Here is a 23,598-nt window from a genome sequence, read left to right on the forward strand (position 1 = left end):
ACGGTGAGGGCGGGGCCCACGGTACCGCTGCGGCGGGGGAGATCCCGAGGGCCGTAGCGGGACTACGACCAGGCCGTCAGCCCGAGCGGACGGCCGTACGGATCCCGTACGACCTCCAGCATGCCGGTCACCGCGGGCCGGTCGATGGGGCCGTAGACGTGCGGGAAGGCCGTGCCCTCCGGAACGCCGGGCGGCGGCGCCGGATCGGCCGCCTCCCAGCGGACCTCGGCGCGCAGCGCGGCCTCCTCGATCAGCAGCACCATCAGCGGCCCCGCCACCTCCCGGTAGAAGGCGTCGGCCACCGCGAGGGTCACGGCCTCGTCGGGCGAGCAGTGCACAAAACCCTCCTCGTCCAGGGAGGCGGGGGCGTACGGGCGCTCGGGCGCGTGCAGCCAGTCGTCCAGCGGCACCAAGTGGAAGAGCATGGGGAAGTTCTACCTGGTCCGGGCGGGTGAGGCGGTGGCAAGTGGCGGCGGAGACGGGTTTGCGGGACATTGTCCGTGTTCGGTGCCGGGCGACGTGACGCGCGCCGACGGCCCGACTCCTGAAAGGGACGAGACCATGGCGGGAAACGACCTCGGAAGCCTTCTCGGCACTCTGCTCAGCGGCGCGAAGGGCGGCTCCTCCTCCGGCGGCGCGGGCGGCCTCCTCGGTTCGCTGCTGGGCCAGCTCGGCGGCAAGGGCGCGGCCGGTGGCACCGGCGCCGCCGCGGCCAACGGCGCCTCGGGCAACCCCCTCGAAGGGCTGCTGGGCATGCTCAACAAGTCCGGCCTTGGCGAGCAGGCCAGGTCGTGGGTGGGCCTGGGCGACAACAAGCCCGTCACCGGCGACCAGATCGCCCAGGCGCTTCCCGACGACGCCCTCCGGAAGGCGGCGCAGGACGCGGGCGTCTCCCCGCGGGAGGCCGCCGACCACCTCGCGGGCAGCCTCCCCGAGGCGGTGGACAAGCTGACGCCCGAGGGCGAGGTCCCGCAGGGGGAGTCCCTCCAGGACGTCATCAGCAGGCAGCTCGGCAAGCTCGGCGGCCTCGGCAAGTAATGTCCCCGCCCCCGTGGCGGTCCGGCTCGCGTACCCGGCCGCCACGGGGGCCTTGCCCGTACGCCTGCGCCGCCCGTACGCCTGCGCCGCCTGTACGCCTGCGCCGCCTGTACGCCCGCGGCACCCGTACGTCCTCGCCGCGCGTCTCGCAGTGCGGGCGTCCGTCTCGCGCCCCGCCCCCGGTGACTACCCTGGTCGGCAGGTACGTGAGCAGCCGAGGGAGCAGTGACGTGGCGGTACGAACGGTCCGCGGGAGCGGCCGACCCGAGCGGGACGCCTCCGGGAGCGTCGCCCAGTGAGGACCGCTCTGGTCGTCGGCAGCGGCCTGATGGGCACCTCCGCCGCCCTCGCGCTCACCGCGCGCGGTGTGGACGTCCACCTCACCGACCACGACCCGGGCACCGCGCGCACCGCGGCCTCGCTCGGCGCGGGCACCACGGGAGAGCCCGAGGGCCCGGTCGACCTCGTGATCGTCGCAGTGCCGCCCGCCCACGTCGCGGCCACCCTCGCCGACGCGCTGACCCGCGGCCTCGGCCGCGGCTACCTCGACATCGCCAGCGTCAAGGGCGGCCCGCGCCGCGACCTGGAGGCGCTGGGCTGCGACCTCACCCACTACATCGGCACCCACCCCATGGCGGGCCGCGAGCGCTCCGGGCCGCTGGCCGCGACGGCCGACCTCTTCGAGGGCCGCCCCTGGGTGCTCACCCCGACCCCGGCCACCGACACCGAGGTGCTCAACCTCGCCCTCGAACTGGTCGCGCTGTGCCGCGCCGTCCCCGTCGTCATGGACGCCGACGCCCACGACCGGGCCGTCGCCCTGGTCTCGCACACCCCGCAGCTCGTCTCCAGCATGGTCGCGGCCCGCCTGGAGCACGCCGAGGACACCGCCGTACGCCTGTGCGGCCAGGGCATCCTCGACGTCACGCGCATCGCGGGCTCCGAGCCCGGCATGTGGATGGACATCCTGGCCGCCAACCCCGGACCGGTCGCCGACGTCCTCGCCGACGTCGCCGTCGACCTGACCGAGACGGTCGCGGCGCTGCGCGCCCTCCAGTCCGCCGACGAGGACAAGCGGCGCGGCGGCGCGGCGGGCATCGAGGACATCCTGCGGCGCGGCAACGCGGGCCGCGCCAAGGTCCCCGGCAAGCACGGCACGGCGCCCAAGGCGTACGAGATCGTGGCCGTCCTCATCGGCGACCAGCCGGGCGAGCTGGCCCGCCTCTTCGCCGACGCGGGCGCGGCGGGCGTCAACATCGAGGACGTCCGCATCGAACACTCCACCGGACAGCAGGCCGGTCTGGTGCACCTCATGGTCGAGCCGCGCACCGCGCCCGCCCTGACCGTGGCACTGCGCGAACGCGGCTGGTCGATCCGGCAGTAGACGTACGGCGCGGGCCGGGCGGTGGCACGGTCAGGGCGCGGCCGGGCTCCGGCGGTACGGATCGGACGCGTGCCGGACGGGTCAGCCGCAGGACCGTACGCGGGCACAGGGCGCACATGGCTCACCCGGCGCACCCGGGCGCGAGCGTGACGGGCACCCGGCCCGGCACCCCGGCCCCGTGCCCGTCCCGGCAGGGAAAACCCGTGGCGTTCCGGCGTGCGGGCGGCCGGTAACCTTGGGGGAATGGCATCCGGCCCCTCGGCCGGCCCGCCCGCCCCCCGCTCCGCGCACGAGGAAGGCCACCCGCTGTGGAAAATCCGGTGATCGTCGCCATCGACGGCCCTTCCGGTACCGGCAAGTCCAGCACGTCCAGGGCGGTCGCGGCGAAGCTGGGGCTGAGCTACCTCGACACCGGGGCGCAGTACCGCGCGATCACCTGGTGGATGCTGAGCAACGGCATCGACGTCAACGACCCGGTGGCCGTCGCCGACTGCGCGGGCAAGCCCGCCATCGTCGCGGGCCACGACCCGGCGGCCCCCGGCATCACCGTGGACGGCGTGGACGCCTCGGGCCCGATCCGCACCCAGGAGGTCACCGCCGCGGTCAGCGCCGTCAGCGCGGTCCCCGAGGTACGGACCAGGATGGTCGAGTTGCAGCGCGCCGCCGCCACCGCGTCCCCCGGCGGCATCGTGGTCGAGGGCCGGGACATCGGCACGACCGTCTTCCCTGACGCCACCGTCAAGATCTTCCTCACCGCGTCCGCCGAGGCCCGCGCCGCCCGCCGCAGCGGCGAGCTGAACGGCGCGCTGAGCGTCGCGGACACCCGGGCCGCGCTCATCAAGCGGGACGCGGCCGACTCGGGCCGCAAGACCTCCCCGCTGGCCAAGGCCGCCGACGCGGTCGAGGTCGACACCACCGACCTCACCCTCGACCAGGTCATCGAGTGCATCGTCACTCTGGTCGAGGAGAAGCGGGCGCCCAGGTGACCGCAGAGCAGGGCACGGCGCCGGGACCGCGCGGAGCGGCCGTCGGACGCCGGATCGGCATCGTCTTGATGAACGGCCTGTGGCGGCCCCGGGTGCTCGGCGCCTGGCGGGTACCGGCGCACGGCCCGGTCATCCTGGCGGGCAACCACTCGCACAACATCGACGGCCCGATGCTGATCGGCATCTCGCCGCGCCCGCTGCACTTCCTGGTGAAGAAGGAAGCCTTCGTCGGGCCGCTCGACCCGTTCCTGCGCTCCATCGGGCAGCTCAAGGTCGACCGCGAGACCGCCGACCGTACGGCGATAACCGCCGCGCTCGGCGTCCTGGAGCGCGGCGGGATGCTCGGCATCTTCCCCGAGGGCACCCGGGGCGACGGCGACTTCGCCGAGCTGCGCTCGGGTCTGGCGTACTTCGCGGTGCGCTCCGGCGCGCCCGTCGTGCCGGTCGCCGTCCTCGGCAGCACCGCCAAGGGCCGGGCGGTCCCGGCACTGCCGCCGCTGCGCTCGCGGATCGACGTCGTCTTCGGGGAGCCCTTCGAGGCGGGCGACGGCAGCGGGCGCCGCACCCGCAGCGCGATGGACGCCGCCACGCTGCGCATCCAGGAGCGGCTCACCGCCCACCTGGCGCACGCCAAGCAAGCCACCGGCCGCTGACCGCGCAGACGGAAAACGCGCAGGCCGAACCGCACCGGCTGCACCACACTGGTTACCGCAGCCGCCACAGTTGATCGACGGAGATACCTCATGGACCACGCAGACGAGCAGACCGAGCACGGCGGGACCGGCGCGCTCGGCGACGCCGAATACGCCGAGTTCATGGAGCTTGCCGCCGAGGAGGGCTTCGACCTCGAAGAGGTGGCCGACGACCTGGCCGAGGCCGGGCACGGCCCGCTGCCGGTGCTCGCCGTGGTCGGCCGTCCCAACGTCGGCAAGTCGACGCTGGTCAACCGGATCATCGGCCGCCGCGAGGCGGTCGTGGAGGACAAGCCGGGCGTCACCCGCGACCGCGTCACGTACGAGGCGAACTGGAACGGCCGCCGCTTCAAGATCGTGGACACCGGCGGCTGGGAGCAGGACGTCCTCGGCATCGACGCCTCCGTGGCGGCGCAGGCCGAGTTCGCCATCGAGGCGTCCGACGCGGTGGTCTTCGTCGTGGACTCCACCGTCGGCGCCACCGACACCGACGCGGCGGTCGTACGGCTGCTGCGCCGCGCGGGCAAGCCGGTCGTGCTGGCCGCCAACAAGGTCGACGGACCGTCCGGCGAGGCCGACGCGGCCGCGCTGTGGAACCTCGGCCTCGGCGAGCCCTACCCGGTCTCCTCGCTGCACGGCCGCGGCACCGGCGATCTGCTCGACGCCATCATCGGGGTGCTGCCCGAGGCGCCCGCGCTGACCTTCGGCGACGTCGTCGGCGGCCCGCGCCGGATCGCGCTCATCGGCCGCCCGAATGTCGGCAAGTCGTCCCTGCTGAACAAGGTGGCCAACGAGGACCGGGTGGTCGTCAACGAGGTCGCGGGCACCACCCGCGACCCGGTGGACGAGCTGATCCAGCTCGGCGGTGTCACCTGGAAGTTCATCGACACCGCGGGCATCCGCCGCCGCGTCCACCTCACCGAGGGCGCGGACTATTACGCGTCGCTGCGTACGGCGGCGGCGCTGGAGAAGGCCGAGGTCGCGGTCATCCTGGTGGACGCCAGTGAGACGCTGGCCGAGCAGGACACCCGGATCATCACCATGGCCGTCGAGGCGGGCCGCGCGGTCGTGATCGCGTACAACAAGTGGGACCTGCTGGACGAGGAGCGGCGCTACTACCTGGAGCGCGAGATCGAGAAGGACCTCGTGCAGGTGCAGTGGGCGCCGCGGGTCAACGTCTCGGCGCGCACCGGGCGGCACATGGAGCGGCTGGTCCCGGCGATCGAGACGGCCATCGCGGGCTGGGAGACCCGGGTGCCGACCGGCCGCCTCAACGCGTTCCTGGGCGAGCTGGTCGCCGCGCACCCGCACCCGATCCGCGGCGGAAAGCAGCCCCGCATCCTGTTCGGGACGCAGGCGGGCATCAAGCCGCCGCGGTTCGTGCTGTTCGCCTCGGGCTTCCTGGAGGCGGGCTACCGGCGCTTCATCGAGCGTCGGCTGCGCGAGGAGTTCGGCTTCGCCGGTACGCCGATCCAGGTGTCGGTCCGGGTCCGCGAGAAGCGCGGGCGCAAGAAGTAGCGGCGCGCACGGGCCCCCGCGAGCCGGGGGCTCCCGGGGTCAGAGCCCGGGCATCCGATTGTCGGGACGGCCCGGCGGCAGCGCCGCCGGGCCGTTGCCGCGGTGTCTGCCGGGGGCGTACGCCGGCTGCTCCGCGTGCCAGGTGGTGAAGCCGTTGAACTGCAACGCCTCCTCGCCGGTCCGGTCGCCGGGCAGCGTGCGGAAGAGCCGCTGGTACTCCGAGTAGAGCGCGTCGTAGATGGGTGTTTCTGTGGCACCGCCCCCGGTCGCGTCCAGCGCGCTGCGCATGGACGGGATGTAGCGCTGGAAAGGGGCCCGGGAGGAGGTGTCAAAGGTGTGCACGTATGTGCCAACGAGCCGGTGTTGTCCGGGATGCGGGCCAGTCGGTTGAATTGCAGATCTTTGACCCGGGCGGCAGTGGGCGCGCGGAAGGGGCGCGCACGGTGTCCCGTACACGCCCCTCGTTTCCGGTGAGACGGGTGGCTCAGGTCCCCGACAGCGGCATCGTCGCGGCCACCAGCAGGCCCCGCGAGCACGCCCTGGCCAGGGCGTCCCGCATCAGGTCCTCGCGCGGCTGACGGCCGATGGAACCGGCCGGGGCGGCGTAGACGTACACCTCGTTGGTCCGGTTGACGGCGTTCCGCCAGCCGTCGCTGACCTGGAGCGGCTGGTGGGCCTGCCACCACGCGGTGCCGGGGGTGCCGCCCGCGCCGGGCTGGAGCACGGCGTGCAGCCGCCCGGTGGCCAGCAGCACCGACCAGCCCGACAGCGGCGACGGCGGCACCTCCAGGTCGAGCTGCGGCATGAAGCCCTGCTCGATCAGGAGCGGCAGGAAGTCGTCGCCCGCGCCGGTGGCGCCGACCCGTGCGACCGGCCCGGTGGGCTCGATCACGAGCGCCGGGCGCAGCGTCTCCTCGACGATGATCAGACCGCAGGTGATGCCGAGCACCGCCTGCCGGGGCGCGGTCTCCACGGGCGGCGCGTCGGCCTGGCCGCCGATCGAGGGCCCCGCCGCCGTCTCGGGGCCGCCGATGCTGCGGACGGCGCCCTGCAACTGCTCCTCGGTGACCGGGACGACCTGCGAGGGGATGCAGGCGGCGTGCGCGAAGGCGAGGACCGCCGTCTCGTCGCCCACGAAGAGCACGGTGCTGGTCCGCTCCTGCCCGGTGTCCCCGGGGGTGCGACAGGACGTGCAGTCGTACGTGCCAGGAGCGTTGGCGCCGTTGAGGAGCCGCTGGGTCTCCTCGTCGCCGATCTCGGCTCGTACCTCGTCACTCACGTCGAGCATGGGCGGCACGGGAGTCTCCTTGAAGTGCGGTGGTGCGGTCACGAATCCGGCCGGAACGCCGGACCTGTCCCGGCGCATAGTGACAACGGATGATCTGTGGTGGGAGTCACGCTTTGCGGGGGGATGTATTCCGTTACCGGTCGCCGAGGGTGAGATTCCCGGCGAATCGCTCACGCAGCGTCGAACGGCCGTGTGGGTGACGAAAGTTGGGCCTGTGAGGCTACTCACGGAGCGCGCCGTTTAGATCCTCATTTACGACGATACGTACGCGCCAATCACCCGTAAACCTCGTCTTCTTACCGCCGGTAACCCTCAACTGGCCTGCGGCGGACGGCAATTGTTTGGTGCGAGGGGGTGCGGCTGCCTAGATTCGCCCGCCGTGTGCAAATCGCACCGCCCGGGTTCGGACGGGCGCCGCATCCGTGGGGGAGCGGCGCCCGTCGTGACGCAGCAAGGGGGACACCCGGGTCCGTGGAGAGGGAATCCATGGTCTTGAACTGCAAGTACCGGCACACCGCGCTCCTGACCGGCGTCGCCGCACTGGCGCCGCTGGGCGTGCTGGCCGCCGCGGGAGAGGCGTCGGCGGCCGACAACGGGGTGTGGGACCGTATCGCGCAGTGCGAGAGCGGCGGGAACTGGCACATCAACACCCACAACGGCTACTACGGCGGTCTCCAGTTCGCCCCCGGCACCTGGCGGTCCTACGGCGGCACCGCGTACGCGCCGACCGCGGACCTCGCCAGCCGCGAGCAGCAGATCGCCATAGCGACAAAGCTCCAGCGCGCCAGCGGCTGGGGCGCCTGGCCCGTCTGCTCGCGCCGCGCGGGAGCCTACGGGGACGCGCCGTCCGCGGGCACGCCGTCCGCGAAGTCGACGGGCAAGTCCCTCGACAAGCCCGTCAGGAAGACCGTCAAGCCCGCCGCCGAGCCGAAGAAGCGGGAACCGGCGAAGGTCGTACGGCGGACCATGCCGCGCTACGAGTCGGCCGCCGAGGGCCGGGCCGACCGCAACGCGACACGCACCGCCCTGATCGCCGTCGTGCGCGGCCCGGCGGAGCGGGGGCAGGGCCCGGTCGTTCCGGCGTGGTGGCCGCACTGGTGACGGACCGTCCGCCGGCGGGGCGGTTCGGGCGCCCGTCCGGCCGGGGCGCCCCGGGACCGCGCTCGTTCGGTGCCGGAGCGTCGTAAGGCCGCCGTAAACCGGACCCGCCGCGTTCCCCCGTGTGCCCCACCCCGTTGTGGTCCGACCGGGTGGGGTACGCGCGACGTACGGACGCGATGCCCCCGATCCGGGGTGCGGCCGTGCTTAGCGTGGCCCGATGAGCGATCAGTCGTCTTATCGTCATATCGTCTCCCCGCGTGCCTCGGTGCGCGTCGCCGTGGCCGTCGCACGCGCCGCCGCCACGCTGGCCGCGCTCGGTGCGGCCGTGCTGCTGCCGGTGGCCGCCGCGCCACCCGCGACGGCCGCCCAGGGCGCGCCGGCCGTCCCACCGCCCGTGGAGCGGCCGGGACAGCCGCAGCAGCCCGAGCGGTCCGGCGGGTCCCCGCAGTCGGTGCCGTCGGTACAGGCGGCCATCGCCTTCCAGGCCGCGCGGGCCGCCGCCGGGTCCCCGACCGTCTGGGACCGGATCGCCATGTGCGAGAGCAGCGGGAACTGGCACATCAACACCGGCAACAGCTACTACGGCGGACTCCAGTTCTGGCAGCCCACCTGGGAGCTGTTCGGCGGTCGCGCCTATGCCCGGCGCGCCGACCTCGCCACCCCCGCCGAACAGATCTCGGTCGCGGAGGAAGTGCTGAAGGTGCAGGGCTGGAACGCCTGGCCGGTCTGCGCGCGGCGCAACGGCTTCACCGGCCACCGCCACATCGTGCACACCGTCAAGAGCGGCGAGACCTTGTCGGCCATTGCCCGTTCCTATGGAACCCAAGGGGGCTGGCAGTACCTCTACCAGCTCAACAGGGACCTCATCGGCCCCGACCCCGACCGGCTGATCGCGGGAACCGTCCTCACCGTCAACTGACGCGGCGGCCCACCCGAGTCAACCCCGTTCACCCGTTCGTGGCGCGTCCGGCAAAGGGACGCGCCACGGTCGCTACGGTCGGTCGCGCGGGCCGACCGACCCGCGTCCAGCGGGGGAACAGGAACACGGGCACGCCCATGCGCATCACCTTCCTGATACACACCACGTACGGCATCGGCGGCACCATTCGCACGGTGCGCAATCTGGCGGCGCGGCTGGCCGACGAGCACGAGGTCGAGATCGTCTCGGTCTTCCGCGACCGCGACCGGCCCGAGTTCACGTACGACCCCCGGATCCGGCTGAGATATCTGGTCGACATCCGCAAAGGCGCCCAGGACGGCGTCCTCGACGACCCGCGCCACCAGCGGCCGTCGGCGATCTTCCCGTCCACCGACCGGCGGCACGCCCTCTACAGCCCGATCACCGACGAACGCATCGGCGCGTGCCTGGCGGAACTCGACACCGACGTGGTGGTCGGCACCCGGCCGGGCCTCAACGTGCACCTCGCCCGCCAGGCGCCGCGCGGCCTCGTCCGGGTCGCCCAGGAGCACCTGACGCTCGACACGCACTCCACGCGGCTCGTGCTGACCCTGCGCCGCCACTACCCGGGTCTGGACGCCGTCACCACCACCACGGAGGCCGACGCGGCCGTCTACCGCCGCCGTATGCCGGGCGTCCGGGTCGCCGCCGTCCCCAACAGCGTGCCGCCCACCGGCGCCGCCCCCTCCGACTGCACCGCGCCCGTCGTGGTCGCCGCCGGACGGCTCGCCCCCGCCAAGCGCTACGACGACCTGATCCGCGCCTTCGCCCTCGTCCGCGACCGCCGCCCCGACTGGACGCTGCGGCTGTACGGCTCGGGCCGCGAGCGCGCGAAGCTCGACGCGCTCGTCACCGAACTGGGCGTGCGCGACAACGTGAAGCTGATGGGCGCGGTCTCGCCGATCGAACCGGAGCTGGCCAAGGCGTCGGTGCTCGCCGTCACCTCGACCCTGGAGTCCTTCGGCATGACGTTGGTGGAGGGCATGTGCGCGGGGCTTCCCGTGGTCTCCACCGACTGCCCGCTCGGGCCGCGGGAGATCGTCGACGACGGCGTGAACGGTCTGCTGGTGCCGCCGCGCGACATCGACGCGATCGCCGCCGCGCTGCTGTCGCTCATCGAGGACGACGAGCGCCGCCGGGAGATGGGCCGCGCCGCGCTGGCCTCCTCGGCGCACTACGACCCCTCGGTCATCGCCCGGCGCCATGTGGACCTCTTCCAGCGGCTGCTGGACGACCGGGCGCGCGGCGGCGCCCGTCCGCGCGCCGCGGTCCGCGCGTCGGTCGGGCGGACGATGGGCGCCCTGCTGTCCGCGGGGGACATGACGGGGGCCGCGGTCAGGAAGGCCGGACGCCGAAGGCAACACATCGTCAGTTAAAGACGGCCGTCTACCCAATTCCTATCTCTTCATGCTCATGGACCCGCGAGTAACCGGAGGCATTGCGAAGATGCTGTGCGGGAGTTGTGTGGACAGGTAATTCAGTGACCTGCGGGTATTCACGGGGACGGAGCGAACCGTAGGGCACGATCTGTGACAGAAACGTGATGATCAAGGTCGTTCCGTGCCGGGGACGCCTACCGTGAAGGTATGCCTCACAACCCTCAGACCCCACAGGATCCGCGGCCCCCACGGAGCCCGGCCGACGACCCCGACGCCTACACCGGCCTCGACGCGCGGGAGGCCGAGCGCCTGGCCGAGCAGCGGGGCTGGCAGACGGTGCGCAGCCTGCCGCCCGGCGCGATCGTGACCATGGAGTACGTCGTCGGGCGGCTGAACTTCACCGTGGAAGGGGGCCGCGTCCAGCGCTGCTGGGTCGGCTGACGGGCCGAGCCGCCCGGCTCAGCCCGCGATGCCCCGGCCGCGCACCTGCTGGTGCGCGAGCGGGGTCGTGGGCCTGGCCGGGCGCTCGACGGGCGGACGGCGGCTGCCGACCGGAGTGAGCGGTGTGCGCTCGTTGCGTCCGGTGGGCGGCCTGCCGGGCGCGTGCGGGGCGGCGGCGACCGGAGTGGTCGTGGTGGCCGTGACCGCCGCGGTGGCGCCCCGGGCGACCGCGCCGACCGTCGCGCGGCTCGGCGCGTGCTCCTCCTGCTCCGCGTCCGGGTCCTCGTCCTGCGCGGAGGCCGGGGAGCGCTGGGCGACCAGCACCGGGCTCACGGCCTCCGGGCGGAGGACCGCTTCGGCGGAACCGGTGCGCATCCGGGCCCAGGCGTAGGCCAGGAAGTCCTCGGCCCGTGCCATCGCGGGCTCGAACCACGGCAGCGCCAGCAGGATCAGCAGACCGGCCGCCCAGCCGAGCAGCACGTCGCTCACCCAGTGCGTACCGAGGTAGACCGTCGTGGCGCCCACGCCGAGCGCGAGCAGCGCGCTCACCACGGACCCCAGCCTGCGGGCGCGCGGAGTCGTGGCCAGATACGCCAGAACGCCCCAGGTCACGACCGCGTTGGCGGTGTGACCCGAGGGAAATATATCGCCGCCGGCGAACATCTCGGCGGAGCCGACGGTCGTCGCGTAGTGCGGACCGAGCCGCCCGAGACCGTATTTCACGGCTCCCACGGTGATGTTCAACAACAGCAGTGAGGTGCCGAGGACCAGCAGCGGGTGCAGCGTGCGGTGGCGCCACGCGCGCCACCCCAGCCACGCGAGCACCATCACCGCGGTGGGACCTCGTTGGCCGAGGACGACGAAATAATCCAGGAACGCGTGGATTTGCGGCCATTGTTTGTAAGGACGCCAGAGCATGACCTGCCAGTCCAGCGTCACCAGTTTGGAAGTGGTGAGGACGCCCACGACGATCGCCACGTAGACCGCCAGCGTCGAACCGAACAGCCACACGCGTGTTCGGCTCATCCGCGGCAGGTCGCGGGTGGTCGGGCGCTCCGCCGTACGGAGGCGCTTCTCATCGGTTCGCACTCAATCGACGTTACAGCGTGTGACGGCATAGTTCGGCCGTACGAGCTGCTTTGTAATGACGATGTGATGTGGAGTGCGTCTCAGGGAGCCCTTTGGCGGCCGGTGATTCGGGCGGAATGCGGGAGTGGCTGGAGTTTATGTTCGGGTGTTGATACTCACAGGGTCGGCAAGGTGCGGCCTTCTTATTTATTGCTTATTTCCCTCACCTTTCTCCGCAGTTTCCCCGTCCATACCCGGGCCGACGTGATCGAACGGGGCCGCGCACGGGCGGCGCCGGGGCGCGCGACGGGTGTCCGAGGGGGTCCCGCGGGGGCGGTGACCGGGTGTTGTGAGCCCGTGACCAGCGCGTGGTCTCGCGTACGCTGACGACTCACTCGTTCGTGGAGGTATGCGTATGACGAGGCCGGTCAGCAGGTGGACCATTCTGTTCGTCCTCTGCGTCAGCCTGCTGATCGTCGCTCTCGACGCGACGGTGCTGCACGTGGCCGTCCCCGCCCTCACCGAGGATCTGCGGCCCGGCGCCCAGGACCTGCTGTGGATCGTGGACGCCTATCCGCTGATCGCCGCCTCTCTGCTGATCCTTTTCGGGACGCTCGGCGACCGCATCGGCCGCCGCAAGGTCCTGCTGATCGGCTACGCCCTCTTCGGCGTGGCCTCCGCGCTCGCCGCCTTCGCGCCGACGCCCCACGTACTGATCGCCGCCCGCGCGCTGCTCGGCGCCGGCGGCGCGATGATCATGCCTGCCACTTTGTCGATACTTCGACAGGTCTTCCCCGACCGCCGCGAGCGCGCGACGGCGATCGGCGTGTGGAGCGCGGTCGCCGCGGTGGGCGCCGCCGTCGGCCCGGTGCTCGGCGGCTTCCTCGTCGAGCACTTCTGGTGGGGCTCGGTCTTCCTGATCAACATCCCGCTGATGGCGGTGATGCTGCCGCTCGGCCGGATACTCCTGCCGGAGTCCCGGGGCAGCACCGGCGGCCCGTGGGACGTGCTCGGCGCGGTCACCGCCGCCCTCGGCGTCCTCGGCGTGGTCCTCGGCATGAAGCGGCTCGGCGGCGGCGCGAGCCCGCTGGACGCCTCCGCCTTCGTCCCGCTGCTGGCCGGAGTGGGCCTGCTGGTCTGGTTCATACGCCGCCAGCGCCGCCGCGAGCACCCGCTGATCGACGTCCGGATGTTCTCCCAGCCCGCCTTCTCCACCTCGGTCGGCTGCATCGTGCTCGCCATGCTCGCCCTGGTCGGCCTGGAACTGATCGCGGTGCAGTACCTGCAACTGGTCCTCGGCCTCAGCCCGCTCCAGACCGGACTGCGCCTGCTGCCGCTCACCTTCGCCGCCATGGCCGCGGGACTCACCGGCTCCCGCATGCTGCGCGGCTTCGGTCCACGCCGCATGGTCTGCGGCGGCTTCGTGCTCACCGCCGTCGCCGTACTCGCGCTGACCGCCATGGGCCAGAGCGACCGGCCGGTCCTGCTCACCACCGCCTTCGTCCTGCTCGGCTTCGGCCTGGAGGCCACCCTCTTCGGGGCCTACGAGTCCATGCTCAGCGAATCCCCCGCGCACCAGGCGGGCGGCGCGGCGGCGATCGGCGAGACCTCGTACCAACTGGGCGCCGGGATGGGCATCGCGCTGCTCGGCAGTGTGATGAACGCCGCCTATGCGCCGGGCGTCGCCCGCACCCCGGGAGTGAGCGCCGCCGACAGCACCGCCGCGGGCCACTCGCTCGGTGAGGCGTACGACGTCGCCGACCGGCTCGGCGGCGGCTCGGGCGCGGCGCTGCGGCACGCGGCCCGGCACTCCTTCGTCACCGGGCTGCACATGACCCTGCTGGTGAGCGCGGGGCTGCTGCTCACCGGGGCGCTGGCCGCGCTGCGGCTGCCGCGGGTCATGGAATGCGGCGCGGACAAGGGGCAGGCCACCTGCGATCTGGTGGTCCCGGCCCGCCAGGAGCCCGCGGCGGCCGTACGGTCCGGCGCGCCGGGGGAGTGAGCGGCGTCCGGCCCCCGGCGGCCGGGCCACGGGGCGCGCGAAGGTCCCGGCGCCGGGCTCCCACCCGCTGCCTTTGGCCATGAGATCGGGCTCCCGCCGGCCGGGACATCCGGCTCCCGACGCTCCCGGCGCGCGGCGGGCCGAGCGGTCTGGACGCGCGGCAGACTGAAACGTAACGTCGGCGCCGAGCCGTAGGTTACCGCCGCTAGTTTCCGTGTCCTTCTGTGCCGGAGGTCCCCCGTCATGCCCGGAGTCGCAACCCCGCCCTTCGACCCGTACGACCCGCTGGGCCTCGACGACCTGCTGACGCCCGAGGACCGCGCGGTCCGCGACACCGTACGGAAGTGGGCCGCCGACCGCGTGCTGCCGCATGTCGCCGACTGGTACGAGCGCGGCGAACTGCCCGTCATCAGGGAACTCGCCCGTGAGCTGGGCGCGATCGGCGCCCTCGGCATGCCGCTGACCGGCTACGGCTGCGCGGGCGCGAGCGCCGTCCAGTACGGCCTGGCCTGTCTGGAACTGGAGGCCGCCGACTCCGGCATCCGGTCGCTGGTCTCGGTCCAGGGCTCGCTCGCGATGTACGCCGTCCACCGCTACGGCTCCGAGGAACAGAAGCGGCGCTGGCTCCCGTCGATGGCCGCGGGCGAGGTGATCGGCTGCTTCGGCCTCACCGAACCCGACCACGGCTCCGACCCGGCCGCCATGACCACCCACGCCAGGCGGGACGGCTCCGACTGGGTGCTCAGCGGCCGCAAGATGTGGATCACCAACGGCTCGGTGGCCGGTGTCGCCGTCGTCTGGGCCCAGACGACCGACGCGCCCGGCGGCATCCGCGGCTTCGTCGTCCCCACCGACACCCCCGGCTTCTCCGCGCCGGAGATCCACCACAAGTGGAGCCTGCGCGCCTCGGTCACCAGCGAACTCGTCATGGACGACGTCCGGTTGCCCGCCGACGCTGTGCTTCCCGAGGTCACCGGCCTGCGCGGACCGCTGAGCTGCCTCAGTCACGCGCGCTACGGAATCGTCTGGGGCGCGATGGGCGCCGCGCGCAGCAGCTTCGAGGCCGCCTTGTCGTACGCGACGACGCGCGAGCAGTTCGGCAGGCCGATCGGTGGCTTCCAGCTCACCCAGGCCAAACTCGCCGACATGGCGGTCGAACTGCACAAGGGCATCCTGCTCGCCCACCACCTGGGACAGCGGATGGACGCCGGACGGCTGCGGCCGGAACAGGTGAGCTTCGGCAAGCTCAACAACGTCCGCGAGGCGATCGAGATCTGCCGCACCGCCCGGACGATCCTGGGCGCCAACGGGATCTCACTGGAGTACCCGGTGATGCGGCACGCCACCAACCTGGAGTCCGTGCTCACCTATGAGGGCACGGTCGAGATGCACCAGCTCGTCCTGGGCAAGGCGCTCACCGGACTCGACGCCTTCCGCGGATGACGCGGTGCGGCCGTACCGGCCCGGTGAGCGCCCTGCCCGGTCCTGATCGGGGGTTGTCCCCGGGGAGACAACCCCCGGCCCCCGGCAGGGGCGGGACCGGCGGGCGGGTGAGAGAGCGGCGGCCAGAATGTCGGTTCTGGTCGAACCAGAGTGTCAGTTCTGGTTGAAGAAGCCGTCGCCGCCGCGCTTGGCGTCGGCGTTCATGACCATGTAGTCGGCGGGAGTCAGCAGGAAGACCCTGGTGGCGACGCGCTCGATGGAGCCGCGCAGCCCGAACGTGAGACCGGCGGCGAAGTCGACGACGCGCTTGGCGTCGCTCGGCTCCATGCCGGTGAGGTTGACGATGACCGGGACGCCCTCGCGGAACAGCTCCCCGATGCCGCGCGCGTCCCGGAAACCGTCCGGGGTCACGGTGGCGATCCTGCGGCCCTGCTCTTCGGCGGTCTCGGTGGCGACCCGCACCCGCGGGTCGGTCACCCACGTGTCAGCCCGCTCGGAGCCCTCGCCGTAGTCGGCGTACTCCTCGTCGTAGTAACCCTCGCCGCCGTTGTCGTCAACGAGGCCCAGCCAAGCACTCGCCCGTCGAACCGATCCCATGGACGCCTCCTCTCTCACACGGTCAGTACCGTCCGCAGTCCTATGGTCGTCCATGATGTGGATGATGTGCCAAGCGGATTGCCGCCAGTCAGGCGTCTTGTGACGGTACTGGTGCACACGATAGTGGCGGATCGTCAGGCAGGCCCAGGGATATGGCCCCTGACACTTCGTTGGGAGCGCTCCCCACTTCCGGGTGACACGCGGGGCCGTCCGGCCGTACGCGCGCTCGTAGGCACGGCCGTACGTGTCGTCGTAAGTCCGCTCGTATCCGGCGCCGACCGGCCGGCCCCGAACCGTCGTACGCGATCCGCGCGTCGTGGTGAGCGGCCGACCGTGGGCCCGGACGGACCCGTACGGCTGCCGCCGACGACTGACCCCTGTCCCCGGCTGCGGATAATATGTCCGCCGGTCGCAGGGGTCGGCCCTGCGGGCGGGCCAGTTCAACGGGGGAGCACGCGATGTTCGGGATCATCAGGCCGTGTCGGCACCGCATGTCCGAGGGGCTCGCGGCCTCCTGGACGGCCCACTTGTGCGGCCTGTGTCTCGCGTTGCGGGACGGGCACGGCCAGTTCGCGAGAATCGCCACCAACTACGACGGACTCGTCGTGTCGGTGCTCGTCGAGGCGCAGACAGCCCTGTCCGGTGACGCCGACAGCCTGCGCCGCAAGGCCGGGCCGTGCCCGCTGCGCGGGATGCGGACGGCGCCGGTCGCCATGGGGGAGGGCGCGCGGCTGGCCGCGGCCGTCTCGCTGGTGCTCGCCTCGGCGAAGATGCGCGACCATGTGGAGGACGCCGACGGGGCGTTCGCCCGGCGGCCGGTCGCCGCGGCGGCCCGTACGGTCGCCCGCCGCTGGGACCGGGCCGGGGCGCGTACCGGCGACAGCCTGGGCTTCGACACCGCGGTGCTGCTCGACGCGGTCGGGCGGCAGGGCGGGATCGAGGCGGCGGCCGGACTCGGCACCTCGCTGCTGACCGTCACCGAGCCCACCGAGACGGCGACCGCCGCGGCCTTCGCGCACACCGCCGTACTCGCCGGGCGGCCCGCCAACCGGGAACCGCTGGCGGAGGCCGGACGGCTCTTCGGACGGCTCGCCCACCTCCTGGACGCGGTCGAGGACCTGGCCGAGGACACCCGCTCCGGCGCCTGGAACCCGCTCACCGCGACCGGCACCGACCTCGCCGAGGCGCGGCGGCTGTGCGACGACGCGCTGCACGGCATACGCCTCGCGCTCCGCGACACCGACTTCGCCGGGTCCGCCTCGGGCAAGCTCACCCATGTCCTGCTCGTCCACGAATTGGGACGGTCGGTGGACAGGGCCTTCGGCACCGGCGGTTGCGCGCACCAGGGCGCGGCGCCGTCCGCCGCCTCGCCCCCGCCGGGCAACCCCTACGCGCCGGGCGCGCCCGGCGGCACTCCGCACGGTCCGGGCCAGCGGCCGAACGCGCCCGGCGGCCCCGGTTTTCCCGGCGGCTTCCCGCCGCCCGAGCCGCCGCGCAGGCGCGGACTGATCATGGGCTGCCTGGTCTACGCCGGGATGTGCTGCACCTGTGAGCTGTGCTGCCGCGAGCACGACGACCCGTGGAGCGGGCAGCGCCGCGACTCCTGGTGCAGCAACTGCGACTGCGACTGCGACGGCTGCTCGGACTGCGGTGATTGTTGCGATTGCTGTGACTGCTGCGACTGCGGGTGCGACTGCTGAGGCTGTACGGCGGGGCGTGCGGATGAGCTGTTCGGGTGAGGTGTTCGGGTGAGCTGTACGAATGAGCTCTACGAATGAACTCTGCGAATGAGGTCGGGCCCGTAGCGGGAGCCCGGTGGGCGGGACGGCCTGCGGGGGTGACCTGCGAGGGGAGCGCCCGAGGGAGGGCGGCCAAACGGCGGGGCTGCGTGCGCGCGTGTGTGAGGACGGGACGATCCGTCGGAGAAAGGTCAGCTACAACAACACGACGCCGACCACACCCGACCGAAGTCGATGTGGCCGCGAGTGACGAGCCGACAGCTACGCATGCCCACAGTGCAGCAGCCCATCAGGGCATCCGTCAACCACGCTGAGACGCGTGGTCCAGCACCTGGACATGCTTGACAGCGGGTGACGGCGTCGGCATAGCCTCGTGTCAAGGCCCTTGACGGGCCCAGCCGCGTTGAGGGACGCGGCGGCCTGTGTGAAGACGACTCCCGTGCCCCTTCCGCGTGTCCACGGAGCCTTCGCATGCCTGCTGCCTTCTCCCCTTCTTCTCCCTCGCCTTCTTCCTCTTCTTCCCCGGCCGCCGCGTCGCGGGGTGCCTCCGTGACCGCCGCCGCTGCCGCCGCTGCCGCCGCGCCGCCCGCACCCGCCGTCCGGCGCCGTACGCGCTCGCTGCATCTCGCCGCCGCGATCGACGTCCCCGACCGCTACGAGGTGGCCTCGTACGGGGAGTTGGCCCGGCTCGCGGAGGGCGGCGCGCTGGACTTCGTCACCCTGGACGGCGCGGCCGACGCCGATCCGCTCGCCGTACTCACCGCGGTGGCCGCCGAGACCGGCCGGATCGGGCTCGTCCCCGCGGTGCCCGTGACCCGCGCCGGGCCGCGTGGTGTCGCGGCGGCGGTCGGCGCCCTGGATTCGGCCAGCCGGGGCCGGGCCGGCTGGACGCCCCGGGCGGTGCCAGAGCCGGTGCCTGAGTCGGCGTCCGGTCCGGCGTCCGGTCGGAGGTCCGAGTCGAGGGCCGGGGGGACGGCCGGGGGGACGGCCGACCTGAGATCCGGTCCGAGATCCGCGCTCACGCTGAAAGCGAGAGCCGAGGCGATGTGGCGGGAGACGGCGGCCGTCGCCGAGGCGGTCGCGCGGGAGTGGGACGGCGGCGCGCCCGGCCCGCGGGTGCGGCAGGGGCGGCCGGTCACGGCGGTGGACGCGACCGAACCCGCCGCCCGCGCCGTCGCGGCCCGGTACGCCGACCTCGCCTTCGTCCGCGCCGCGGGTCCCGAGACCGCCGGGCTGGTACGGGACGAACTGCGGCGGCTGGCGGTCGGAGCGGGGCGGGACCCGGACCGGCTGCTGGTGCTCGCCGAACTCTCCGTCGACCTCGGCGGCGGCGAGATCGGCCCGGAGCCGGGCGCCGAGATCACCCTGGTGCCGGACGGCGCGGGCGGCGTGCTGTTCTGCGGCGGCCCCGTCGACCTGGCCGAGCTGATCGCCGCGTGGCAGCAGGCGGGCGCGGTCGACGGCTTCCGCGTCCGGCCGGTGGAGCCCCGACGCGATCTGGAGCGCTTCGTGAACGGGACCACCGCGCTGCTCCAGCACCGGGGTCTGTTCCGCTCCTTCCACCCGGGCGCGACACTGCGCGAACACCTGGGCCTGCACCGCCCGTTACCGGACCTCCGGTGAACCGCCCGTCTCACCGGTCGGACGGCGGTGCGTCGCCGCGCGCCTCCTTCCGAGGCTTCGCACGTCCTGTCCCATGACTCCGCGCGCCGCCTCCCGAGGCTTCGCACGTCCTGTCCCATGACTCCGCGCGCCCTCTCCCGCGACACTCCCCGTACCCCCTCACGGCACACTCCCCGCAGGTCACCGCCGTGCGAGCGCGTCCGGCTCGCACGGCCCGTATGGAAGGCTTGGTCGGCATGAGCGCAGAAACGGTTCTTGCTTGGAAGCGGTGGCACGAGCGGCGGGCCGAGACCGTCGCGGCGCCGTACGGTCCGCTGGCCCTGATCGGTACGTACTGGCTCGACGACGTGGCCGGGGACGGGACGATCCCCGGACTGCCGGGCCGGTGGCGGCAGGACGGCGGGGCGGTGGTGCACGAGGCGGACGGCGTGTCGACCGTGCTGGAGGCCGAGGGCGAGCCGGTGTTCCTGCCGGACGGCAGGAAACTGCTGGCGATCGTCCGCGAGGGCCTGCTCGCCGTACGGGTCTGGGACCCGCGGTCGCCCGCCCGTCTGGCCTTCGCCGGGATCGCGGCCTTCGACCCCGACGAGCGCTGGGTGCTGCCCGCGGTCTTCCGCCCGTTCGAGGCCGACCGCACCGTCCGGGTACCGAACGCGGACGGCCGTGAGCGCGGTCTCGGCCTCGGCGGCGAGCTGGCGTTCACGGTGGACGGGACCGAGCACACGCTCGCCGTGACGGTCGAGGACGACGGCCGGCTGTGGGGCGTCATCGCGGACGCGACCAGCGGAACCAGCACCTTCCGGTTCCGCTTCCTGCACGCGCCCGCGCCGGACGCCGACGGTTCGCTGACGCTGGACCTGAACCGTACGACGCTGCCGCCGTGCGCTTTCGCGGACGCCTTCATCTGCCCGTTTCCGCCGCCGGGCAACACCCTGGCCTTCGCGCTGGAAGCGGGGGAGCGGGCAGTTCTCACCAACTGAGACGGCGTCACATCCGGTTGCCCCGGCGGTTTTTGGACCGCCGGGGCAGCGCTGTGTCAGGCGCCGTACGGACATTCGGCCGAACTACCCGGCCGAAAGGCCCCCTTGTGTGTTGCCTGTGGGATCTGAATACTCCTGTGAGTGCTTGTCAGGCGTATGAGGCGTTCGAATATCGGATCGAGTCTGACAGTACACCGACAAATCCCCCCGCAACCTCCCACCCCCACAGGAGGAAACGAGTGAAGACCACCCGGCGCATACAGCTTCTGGCCGTCACCTCCGGCCTGATCGCCGCCACCGCCATCGCACTCCCGTCGGCGAGCGCCACCCCCACCCCCAAGGCCACGCCCGACGCGGCCGCCACCCTCGCGACCCACCTCGGCGCGAACAGCACCGCGGGCACCTACTACGACGCGGCGAGCAAGACCACCGTCGTCAACGTCACCACCCAGGCCGCGGCCGACAGCGTCCGCGCCGCGGGCGCCACCCCGCGCCTGGTCAGCCACAGCGCCGCGCAGCTCGCCAAGGCGGGCGACGCGACCAAGGCGGCCGACGTCGCGGGCACCGCCTGGTCCGTCGACCCGCGCAGCAACACCCTGGAAGTCAGCATCGACAGCCGGGTCACCGCCTCCCAGCTCGACCAGCTCAAGAAGTCCACGGCCGGCTTCGGCGACGCCGTGCGCATCAACCGGGTCGAGGGCACCTTCAACACGCTGCTCTCCGGCGGCGACGCGGTGCAGACCACCCAGTGGCGCTGCTCGGTGGGCTTCAACGTCCGCAGCGGCAGCACGTACTACTTCCTGACCGCGGGTCACTGCACCGAGGGCAAGCCCGCGTACTACACCACCTCCGGCACCTACATCGGCCCGACGACGGGCACCAGCTTCCCGACCAACGACTACGGCATCGTCCGCTACGACTCGACGGTCGCCCATGACGGCACCGTCGGCAGCCAGGACATCACCAGCGCCGCCAACGCCTACGTCGGCGAGTCCGTCACGCGTCGCGGCTCGACCACCGGCATCCACAGCGGCACCGTCCAGGCCCTCAACGCCACCGTCAACTACGGCAACGGCGAGATCGTCTACGGTCTGATCAAGACCAACGTCTGCGCCGAGCCCGGCGACAGCGGCGGCTCCCTCTACGACGGCACCAAGGCCATCGGCCTGACCTCCGGCGGCAGCGGCAACTGCTCCTCCGGCGGGACCACGTACTTCCAGCCCGTCACGGAGGCGCTGAGCGCGTACGGCGTCAGCGTCTACTGAGCCGTCCGCCGAAACCCGCGCGAGTAAGCGAGGCCCGCGCGAGTCGGCGTGAATCGGCCGAGCGGGCGGAAGCCTTGCGGGCAAAGGCAGTTCACCCGCTCAACAGCTCCACCGTCCGACGCCCCCACCGCACCCCGCGCGGTGGGGGCGCCGGTTCGTACAGACTGGACGGCATGCTGGAAACCTCGGCGCGGCTGTTGCGCCTGCTCTCGCTGCTCCAGTCACGCCGCGACTGGACGGGGCCCGACCTCGCCGAGCGGCTGGACGTCACCGCGCGCACGGTCCGCCGTGACGTCGAGCGGCTGCGGGCGCTCGGCTATCCCGTGCACGCGGCGCCCGGCACCGCGGGCGGCTACCGGCTGGGCGCGGGCGCCGCGCTGCCGCCGCTGCTGCTCGACGACGAGGAGGCGGTGGCGGTCGCGCTCTGCCTGCGCACCGGGGCGGGCAGCAGCGTCGAGGGGATCCAGGAGACGTCGGTACGCGCGCTGACCAAGCTGGAGCAGGTGCTGCCGTCCCGGCTGCGGCACCGCGTCCAGGCGATGCAGGCGGTCACCGTACGGCCGCGCGCCGCCGGTCCGACGGTCGGCCAGGAGGTGCTGACCGTGATCGGCGCCGCGTGCCGGGACCGGGAGTTGCTGCGCTTCGACTACCGCGACTACGCGGGCAAGGCCAGCCGCCGGGCCGTGGAACCGTACCGGCTCGTCCACCACGGATGGCGCTGGTACCTGCTCGCCTACGACGTCGACCGCGCGGACTGGCGGACCTTCCGCGTCGACCGGATGGAGCCCAAGCCGCCCACCGGCCCGCGCTTCACGCCCCGCGAACTGCCCGAGGACGCGGCGGAGTACGTGGCCAAGGGCGTCACCTCGCACGCGTACCGCTTCCAGGCGCGCGTGGTGCTGCATGCGCCCGCCTCGACCGTCCGGCAGATCTGGGCGGGTTTCGGAGCGGTCGACCCGCTCGACGCCGACACCTGCGAACTGACCACCGGCTTCGAGTCGTTGGACGCGCTGGCGATGTTCGTCGGCATGCTCGGGGTGGACTTCGAAGTGCGGGAGCCGCCCGAACTCGCCGAGTATCTGCGGGTGGTGGCGGGGCGGCTGACGCGGGCGGCGGACCGCGGGGTGGCCGACGGGACGGAGGCGTCCTCGGGGCCGGGGTGAGCAAGGCTCAGTCGAAAGCGACCGCTTGACGGAGCGTCACAGTCCGTTCGCCCAAGTAGGTGGTGTGCGAGCTGACCACCGGCGGCACCCGCAGCGCCTCGTGCTCGCGCGGGAGACGGCGGATTCCGGTGAAGGGGCCGCCCGCGGCGCTGAGTTCGGCGACCGCGTCGAGCAGCGCCACGTCGTCGGCGCCGAGCGCGTCGAACGGCTGGTCCCTCGGCGGGTCGGCCAGCCCCCAGCCGTCCCACACCAGCAGTTCGGTGCTGTTGAGCATCGCCAGGTCGAGCAGCAGATTGTGCTGCACGAACCACCACCCTTGCAGACCGAGGAGTTCGACCCCGTACGTCCGCGGGTCCGCCGTGCCCGACCGGCAGTCCTGCCACGCCCGGCCCGCCACCACGAACCGGTCGCGCGGCACGTCGAACGGGTCGAAGTCGATGCCGTGCGCGCTGATCAGCTCGGGCGCGGCCATCTGCGCGTCGACCAGCCGCCAGCTCGCGCGGTCCGCGTCCCAGTACTCGGTGATCCAGTGGTCGTCGTGGAAACCCGGTGTGAAGTACGTGGCGTAGCCGCCGCGGACCCTGGCGGGGACGCCCTTCTCGCGCAGCGCGGAGCACAGCAGCAGCGCGAAGTCCCGGCAGGTACCGGCGAATCGCTCCTCCGGGCGGCGCGGGCGGTCGAGCGGCGCGTCGCACAGGCCGCGCGCCACCGCGAGGATGTCCGCGGCGTAACGGGTCTCCGCCTCGGCGTCCTTGCGGTCGCGCGGCAGCTCGTACCCGAACAGGTGCGTCTCCTCCCGGTGGACGAGCAGACTGCGCACCGTCTCGGCGAGGACCCTCGGGTCGGCGGGCAGCCCGGCGAAGACGTCCGTGCCGCCCGGATCGCTGGCCACGCTCTGCGTCCGGTAGAAATCGAACTCATTTTCGTCCATGAGGG

Annotated in this window: 22 protein-coding genes; 16 read left to right on the forward strand and 6 right to left on the reverse strand. The window is 72.8% G+C overall.

The window, feature by feature from the left end; translation table 11 throughout:
* Positions 1-62 precede the first annotated feature (62 nt).
* Entirely contained in the window at positions 63-425 is a 363-nt protein-coding gene (locus ACIP4Z_RS30485) for a DUF952 domain-containing protein (protein WP_355333500.1), read from the reverse strand.
* A 136-nt stretch (positions 426-561) separates the two neighbouring features.
* Here ACIP4Z_RS30485 and ACIP4Z_RS30490 point away from each other — a divergent pair, with 136 nt between their 5' ends.
* From ACIP4Z_RS30490 to der, 5 genes are all read left to right on the forward strand, one after another.
* Complete coding sequence (locus tag ACIP4Z_RS30490) at positions 562-1,038, forward strand: YidB family protein (protein ID WP_401313490.1); 477 nt, start codon at positions 562-564, stop codon at positions 1,036-1,038.
* 295 nt (positions 1,039-1,333) lie between these two features.
* Positions 1,334-2,419 carry a prephenate dehydrogenase gene (locus ACIP4Z_RS30495; RefSeq protein ID WP_355333494.1) on the forward strand — a complete coding sequence of 362 codons (1,086 nt, stop codon included), beginning with the start codon at positions 1,334-1,336 and terminating at the stop codon, positions 2,417-2,419.
* Positions 2,420-2,727: 308 nt separating this feature from the next.
* Positions 2,728-3,405 (forward strand): (d)CMP kinase, encoded by a 678-nt coding sequence (gene cmk / locus ACIP4Z_RS30500; protein ID WP_401313492.1) that lies wholly within the window; start codon positions 2,728-2,730, stop codon positions 3,403-3,405.
* Positions 3,363-4,058, forward strand: coding sequence for a 1-acyl-sn-glycerol-3-phosphate acyltransferase (locus ACIP4Z_RS30505; protein ID WP_391048590.1), 696 nt, complete (start codon positions 3,363-3,365; stop codon positions 4,056-4,058). The genes cmk and ACIP4Z_RS30505 overlap by 43 nt, the downstream gene beginning before the upstream one ends.
* 90 nt (positions 4,059-4,148) lie before the next feature.
* Complete coding sequence (gene der, locus ACIP4Z_RS30510; RefSeq protein WP_355333489.1) at positions 4,149-5,615, forward strand: ribosome biogenesis GTPase Der; 1,467 nt, start codon at positions 4,149-4,151, stop codon at positions 5,613-5,615.
* A gap of 39 nt (positions 5,616-5,654) precedes the next feature.
* Here der and ACIP4Z_RS30515 read toward each other — a convergent pair whose 3' ends face one another.
* Both ACIP4Z_RS30515 and ACIP4Z_RS30520 read right to left on the reverse strand, forming a co-directional pair.
* Positions 5,655-5,903: a hypothetical protein gene (locus ACIP4Z_RS30515; RefSeq protein ID WP_355333486.1), complete on the reverse strand. Its 249-nt coding sequence runs from the start codon at positions 5,901-5,903 to the stop codon at positions 5,655-5,657.
* A gap of 196 nt (positions 5,904-6,099) precedes the next feature.
* A complete protein-coding gene (locus ACIP4Z_RS30520; RefSeq protein WP_355333484.1) occupies positions 6,100-6,912 on the reverse strand; it encodes a hypothetical protein in 813 nt (270 codons plus the stop codon).
* A 477-nt stretch (positions 6,913-7,389) separates the two neighbouring features.
* On the opposite strand from ACIP4Z_RS30520, the gene ACIP4Z_RS30525 reads away from it, so the two are divergent.
* From ACIP4Z_RS30525 to ACIP4Z_RS30540, 4 genes are all read left to right on the forward strand, one after another.
* Entirely contained in the window at positions 7,390-8,004 is a 615-nt protein-coding gene (locus tag ACIP4Z_RS30525) for a transglycosylase family protein (RefSeq protein ID WP_355333481.1), read from the forward strand.
* Between the two features lie 217 nt (positions 8,005-8,221).
* Entirely contained in the window at positions 8,222-8,923 is a 702-nt protein-coding gene (locus tag ACIP4Z_RS30530) for a transglycosylase family protein (RefSeq protein ID WP_401313495.1), read from the forward strand.
* A gap of 137 nt (positions 8,924-9,060) precedes the next feature.
* The gene (locus tag ACIP4Z_RS30535) at positions 9,061-10,338 is read left to right on the forward strand and encodes a glycosyltransferase family 4 protein (RefSeq protein WP_401313497.1); all 1,278 of its coding nucleotides are present in this window, start codon (positions 9,061-9,063) and stop codon (positions 10,336-10,338) included.
* Between the two features lie 210 nt (positions 10,339-10,548).
* The gene (locus ACIP4Z_RS30540; protein WP_188285797.1) at positions 10,549-10,782 is read left to right on the forward strand and encodes an I78 family peptidase inhibitor; all 234 of its coding nucleotides are present in this window, start codon (positions 10,549-10,551) and stop codon (positions 10,780-10,782) included.
* 18 nt (positions 10,783-10,800) lie between these two features.
* On the opposite strand, the gene ACIP4Z_RS30545 is transcribed toward ACIP4Z_RS30540, so the two are convergent.
* The gene (locus tag ACIP4Z_RS30545) at positions 10,801-11,871 is read right to left on the reverse strand and encodes a phosphatase PAP2 family protein (protein ID WP_401313499.1); all 1,071 of its coding nucleotides are present in this window, start codon (positions 11,869-11,871) and stop codon (positions 10,801-10,803) included.
* Between the two features lie 388 nt (positions 11,872-12,259).
* On the opposite strand from ACIP4Z_RS30545, the gene ACIP4Z_RS30550 reads away from it, so the two are divergent.
* A complete protein-coding gene (locus ACIP4Z_RS30550; RefSeq protein WP_401313501.1) occupies positions 12,260-13,852 on the forward strand; it encodes an MFS transporter in 1,593 nt (530 codons plus the stop codon).
* 243 nt (positions 13,853-14,095) lie between these two features.
* Positions 14,096-15,295 (forward strand): acyl-CoA dehydrogenase family protein, encoded by a 1,200-nt coding sequence (locus ACIP4Z_RS30555; protein WP_401313503.1) that lies wholly within the window; start codon positions 14,096-14,098, stop codon positions 15,293-15,295.
* Between the two features lie 153 nt (positions 15,296-15,448).
* Here the strand turns inward: ACIP4Z_RS30555 and ACIP4Z_RS30560 are convergent, their stop codons facing one another.
* Positions 15,449-15,892: a cell division protein SepF gene (locus ACIP4Z_RS30560; protein WP_188283772.1), complete on the reverse strand. Its 444-nt coding sequence runs from the start codon at positions 15,890-15,892 to the stop codon at positions 15,449-15,451.
* Between the two features lie 458 nt (positions 15,893-16,350).
* Here ACIP4Z_RS30560 and ACIP4Z_RS30565 point away from each other — a divergent pair, with 458 nt between their 5' ends.
* The 5 genes from ACIP4Z_RS30565 to ACIP4Z_RS30585 all read left to right on the forward strand — a co-directional run bounded on the left by ACIP4Z_RS30565 (position 16,351) and on the right by ACIP4Z_RS30585 (position 22,662).
* Positions 16,351-17,592, forward strand: a complete 1,242-nt coding sequence (locus tag ACIP4Z_RS30565) for a DUF5685 family protein (RefSeq protein ID WP_401313505.1) — start codon at positions 16,351-16,353, stop codon at positions 17,590-17,592.
* A 588-nt stretch (positions 17,593-18,180) separates the two neighbouring features.
* Complete coding sequence (locus ACIP4Z_RS30570; protein ID WP_401313507.1) at positions 18,181-19,254, forward strand: FMNH2-dependent monooxygenase; 1,074 nt, start codon at positions 18,181-18,183, stop codon at positions 19,252-19,254.
* A 236-nt stretch (positions 19,255-19,490) separates the two neighbouring features.
* Positions 19,491-20,234, forward strand: a complete 744-nt coding sequence (locus ACIP4Z_RS30575) for a DUF1684 domain-containing protein (protein WP_391048572.1) — start codon at positions 19,491-19,493, stop codon at positions 20,232-20,234.
* A 239-nt stretch (positions 20,235-20,473) separates the two neighbouring features.
* A complete protein-coding gene (locus ACIP4Z_RS30580; protein ID WP_391161321.1) occupies positions 20,474-21,499 on the forward strand; it encodes an alpha-lytic protease prodomain-containing protein in 1,026 nt (341 codons plus the stop codon).
* A 173-nt stretch (positions 21,500-21,672) separates the two neighbouring features.
* A complete protein-coding gene (locus tag ACIP4Z_RS30585) occupies positions 21,673-22,662 on the forward strand; it encodes a YafY family protein (RefSeq protein WP_355333457.1) in 990 nt (329 codons plus the stop codon).
* A 7-nt stretch (positions 22,663-22,669) separates the two neighbouring features.
* Here ACIP4Z_RS30585 and ACIP4Z_RS30590 read toward each other — a convergent pair whose 3' ends face one another.
* Complete coding sequence (locus tag ACIP4Z_RS30590) at positions 22,670-23,593, reverse strand: transglutaminase family protein (protein WP_401313510.1); 924 nt, start codon at positions 23,591-23,593, stop codon at positions 22,670-22,672.
* Positions 23,594-23,598 lie beyond the last annotated feature (5 nt).

The organism is Streptomyces sp. NPDC088910, from assembly GCF_044749865.1.
GTDB lineage: Bacteria > Actinomycetota > Actinomycetes > Streptomycetales > Streptomycetaceae > Actinacidiphila.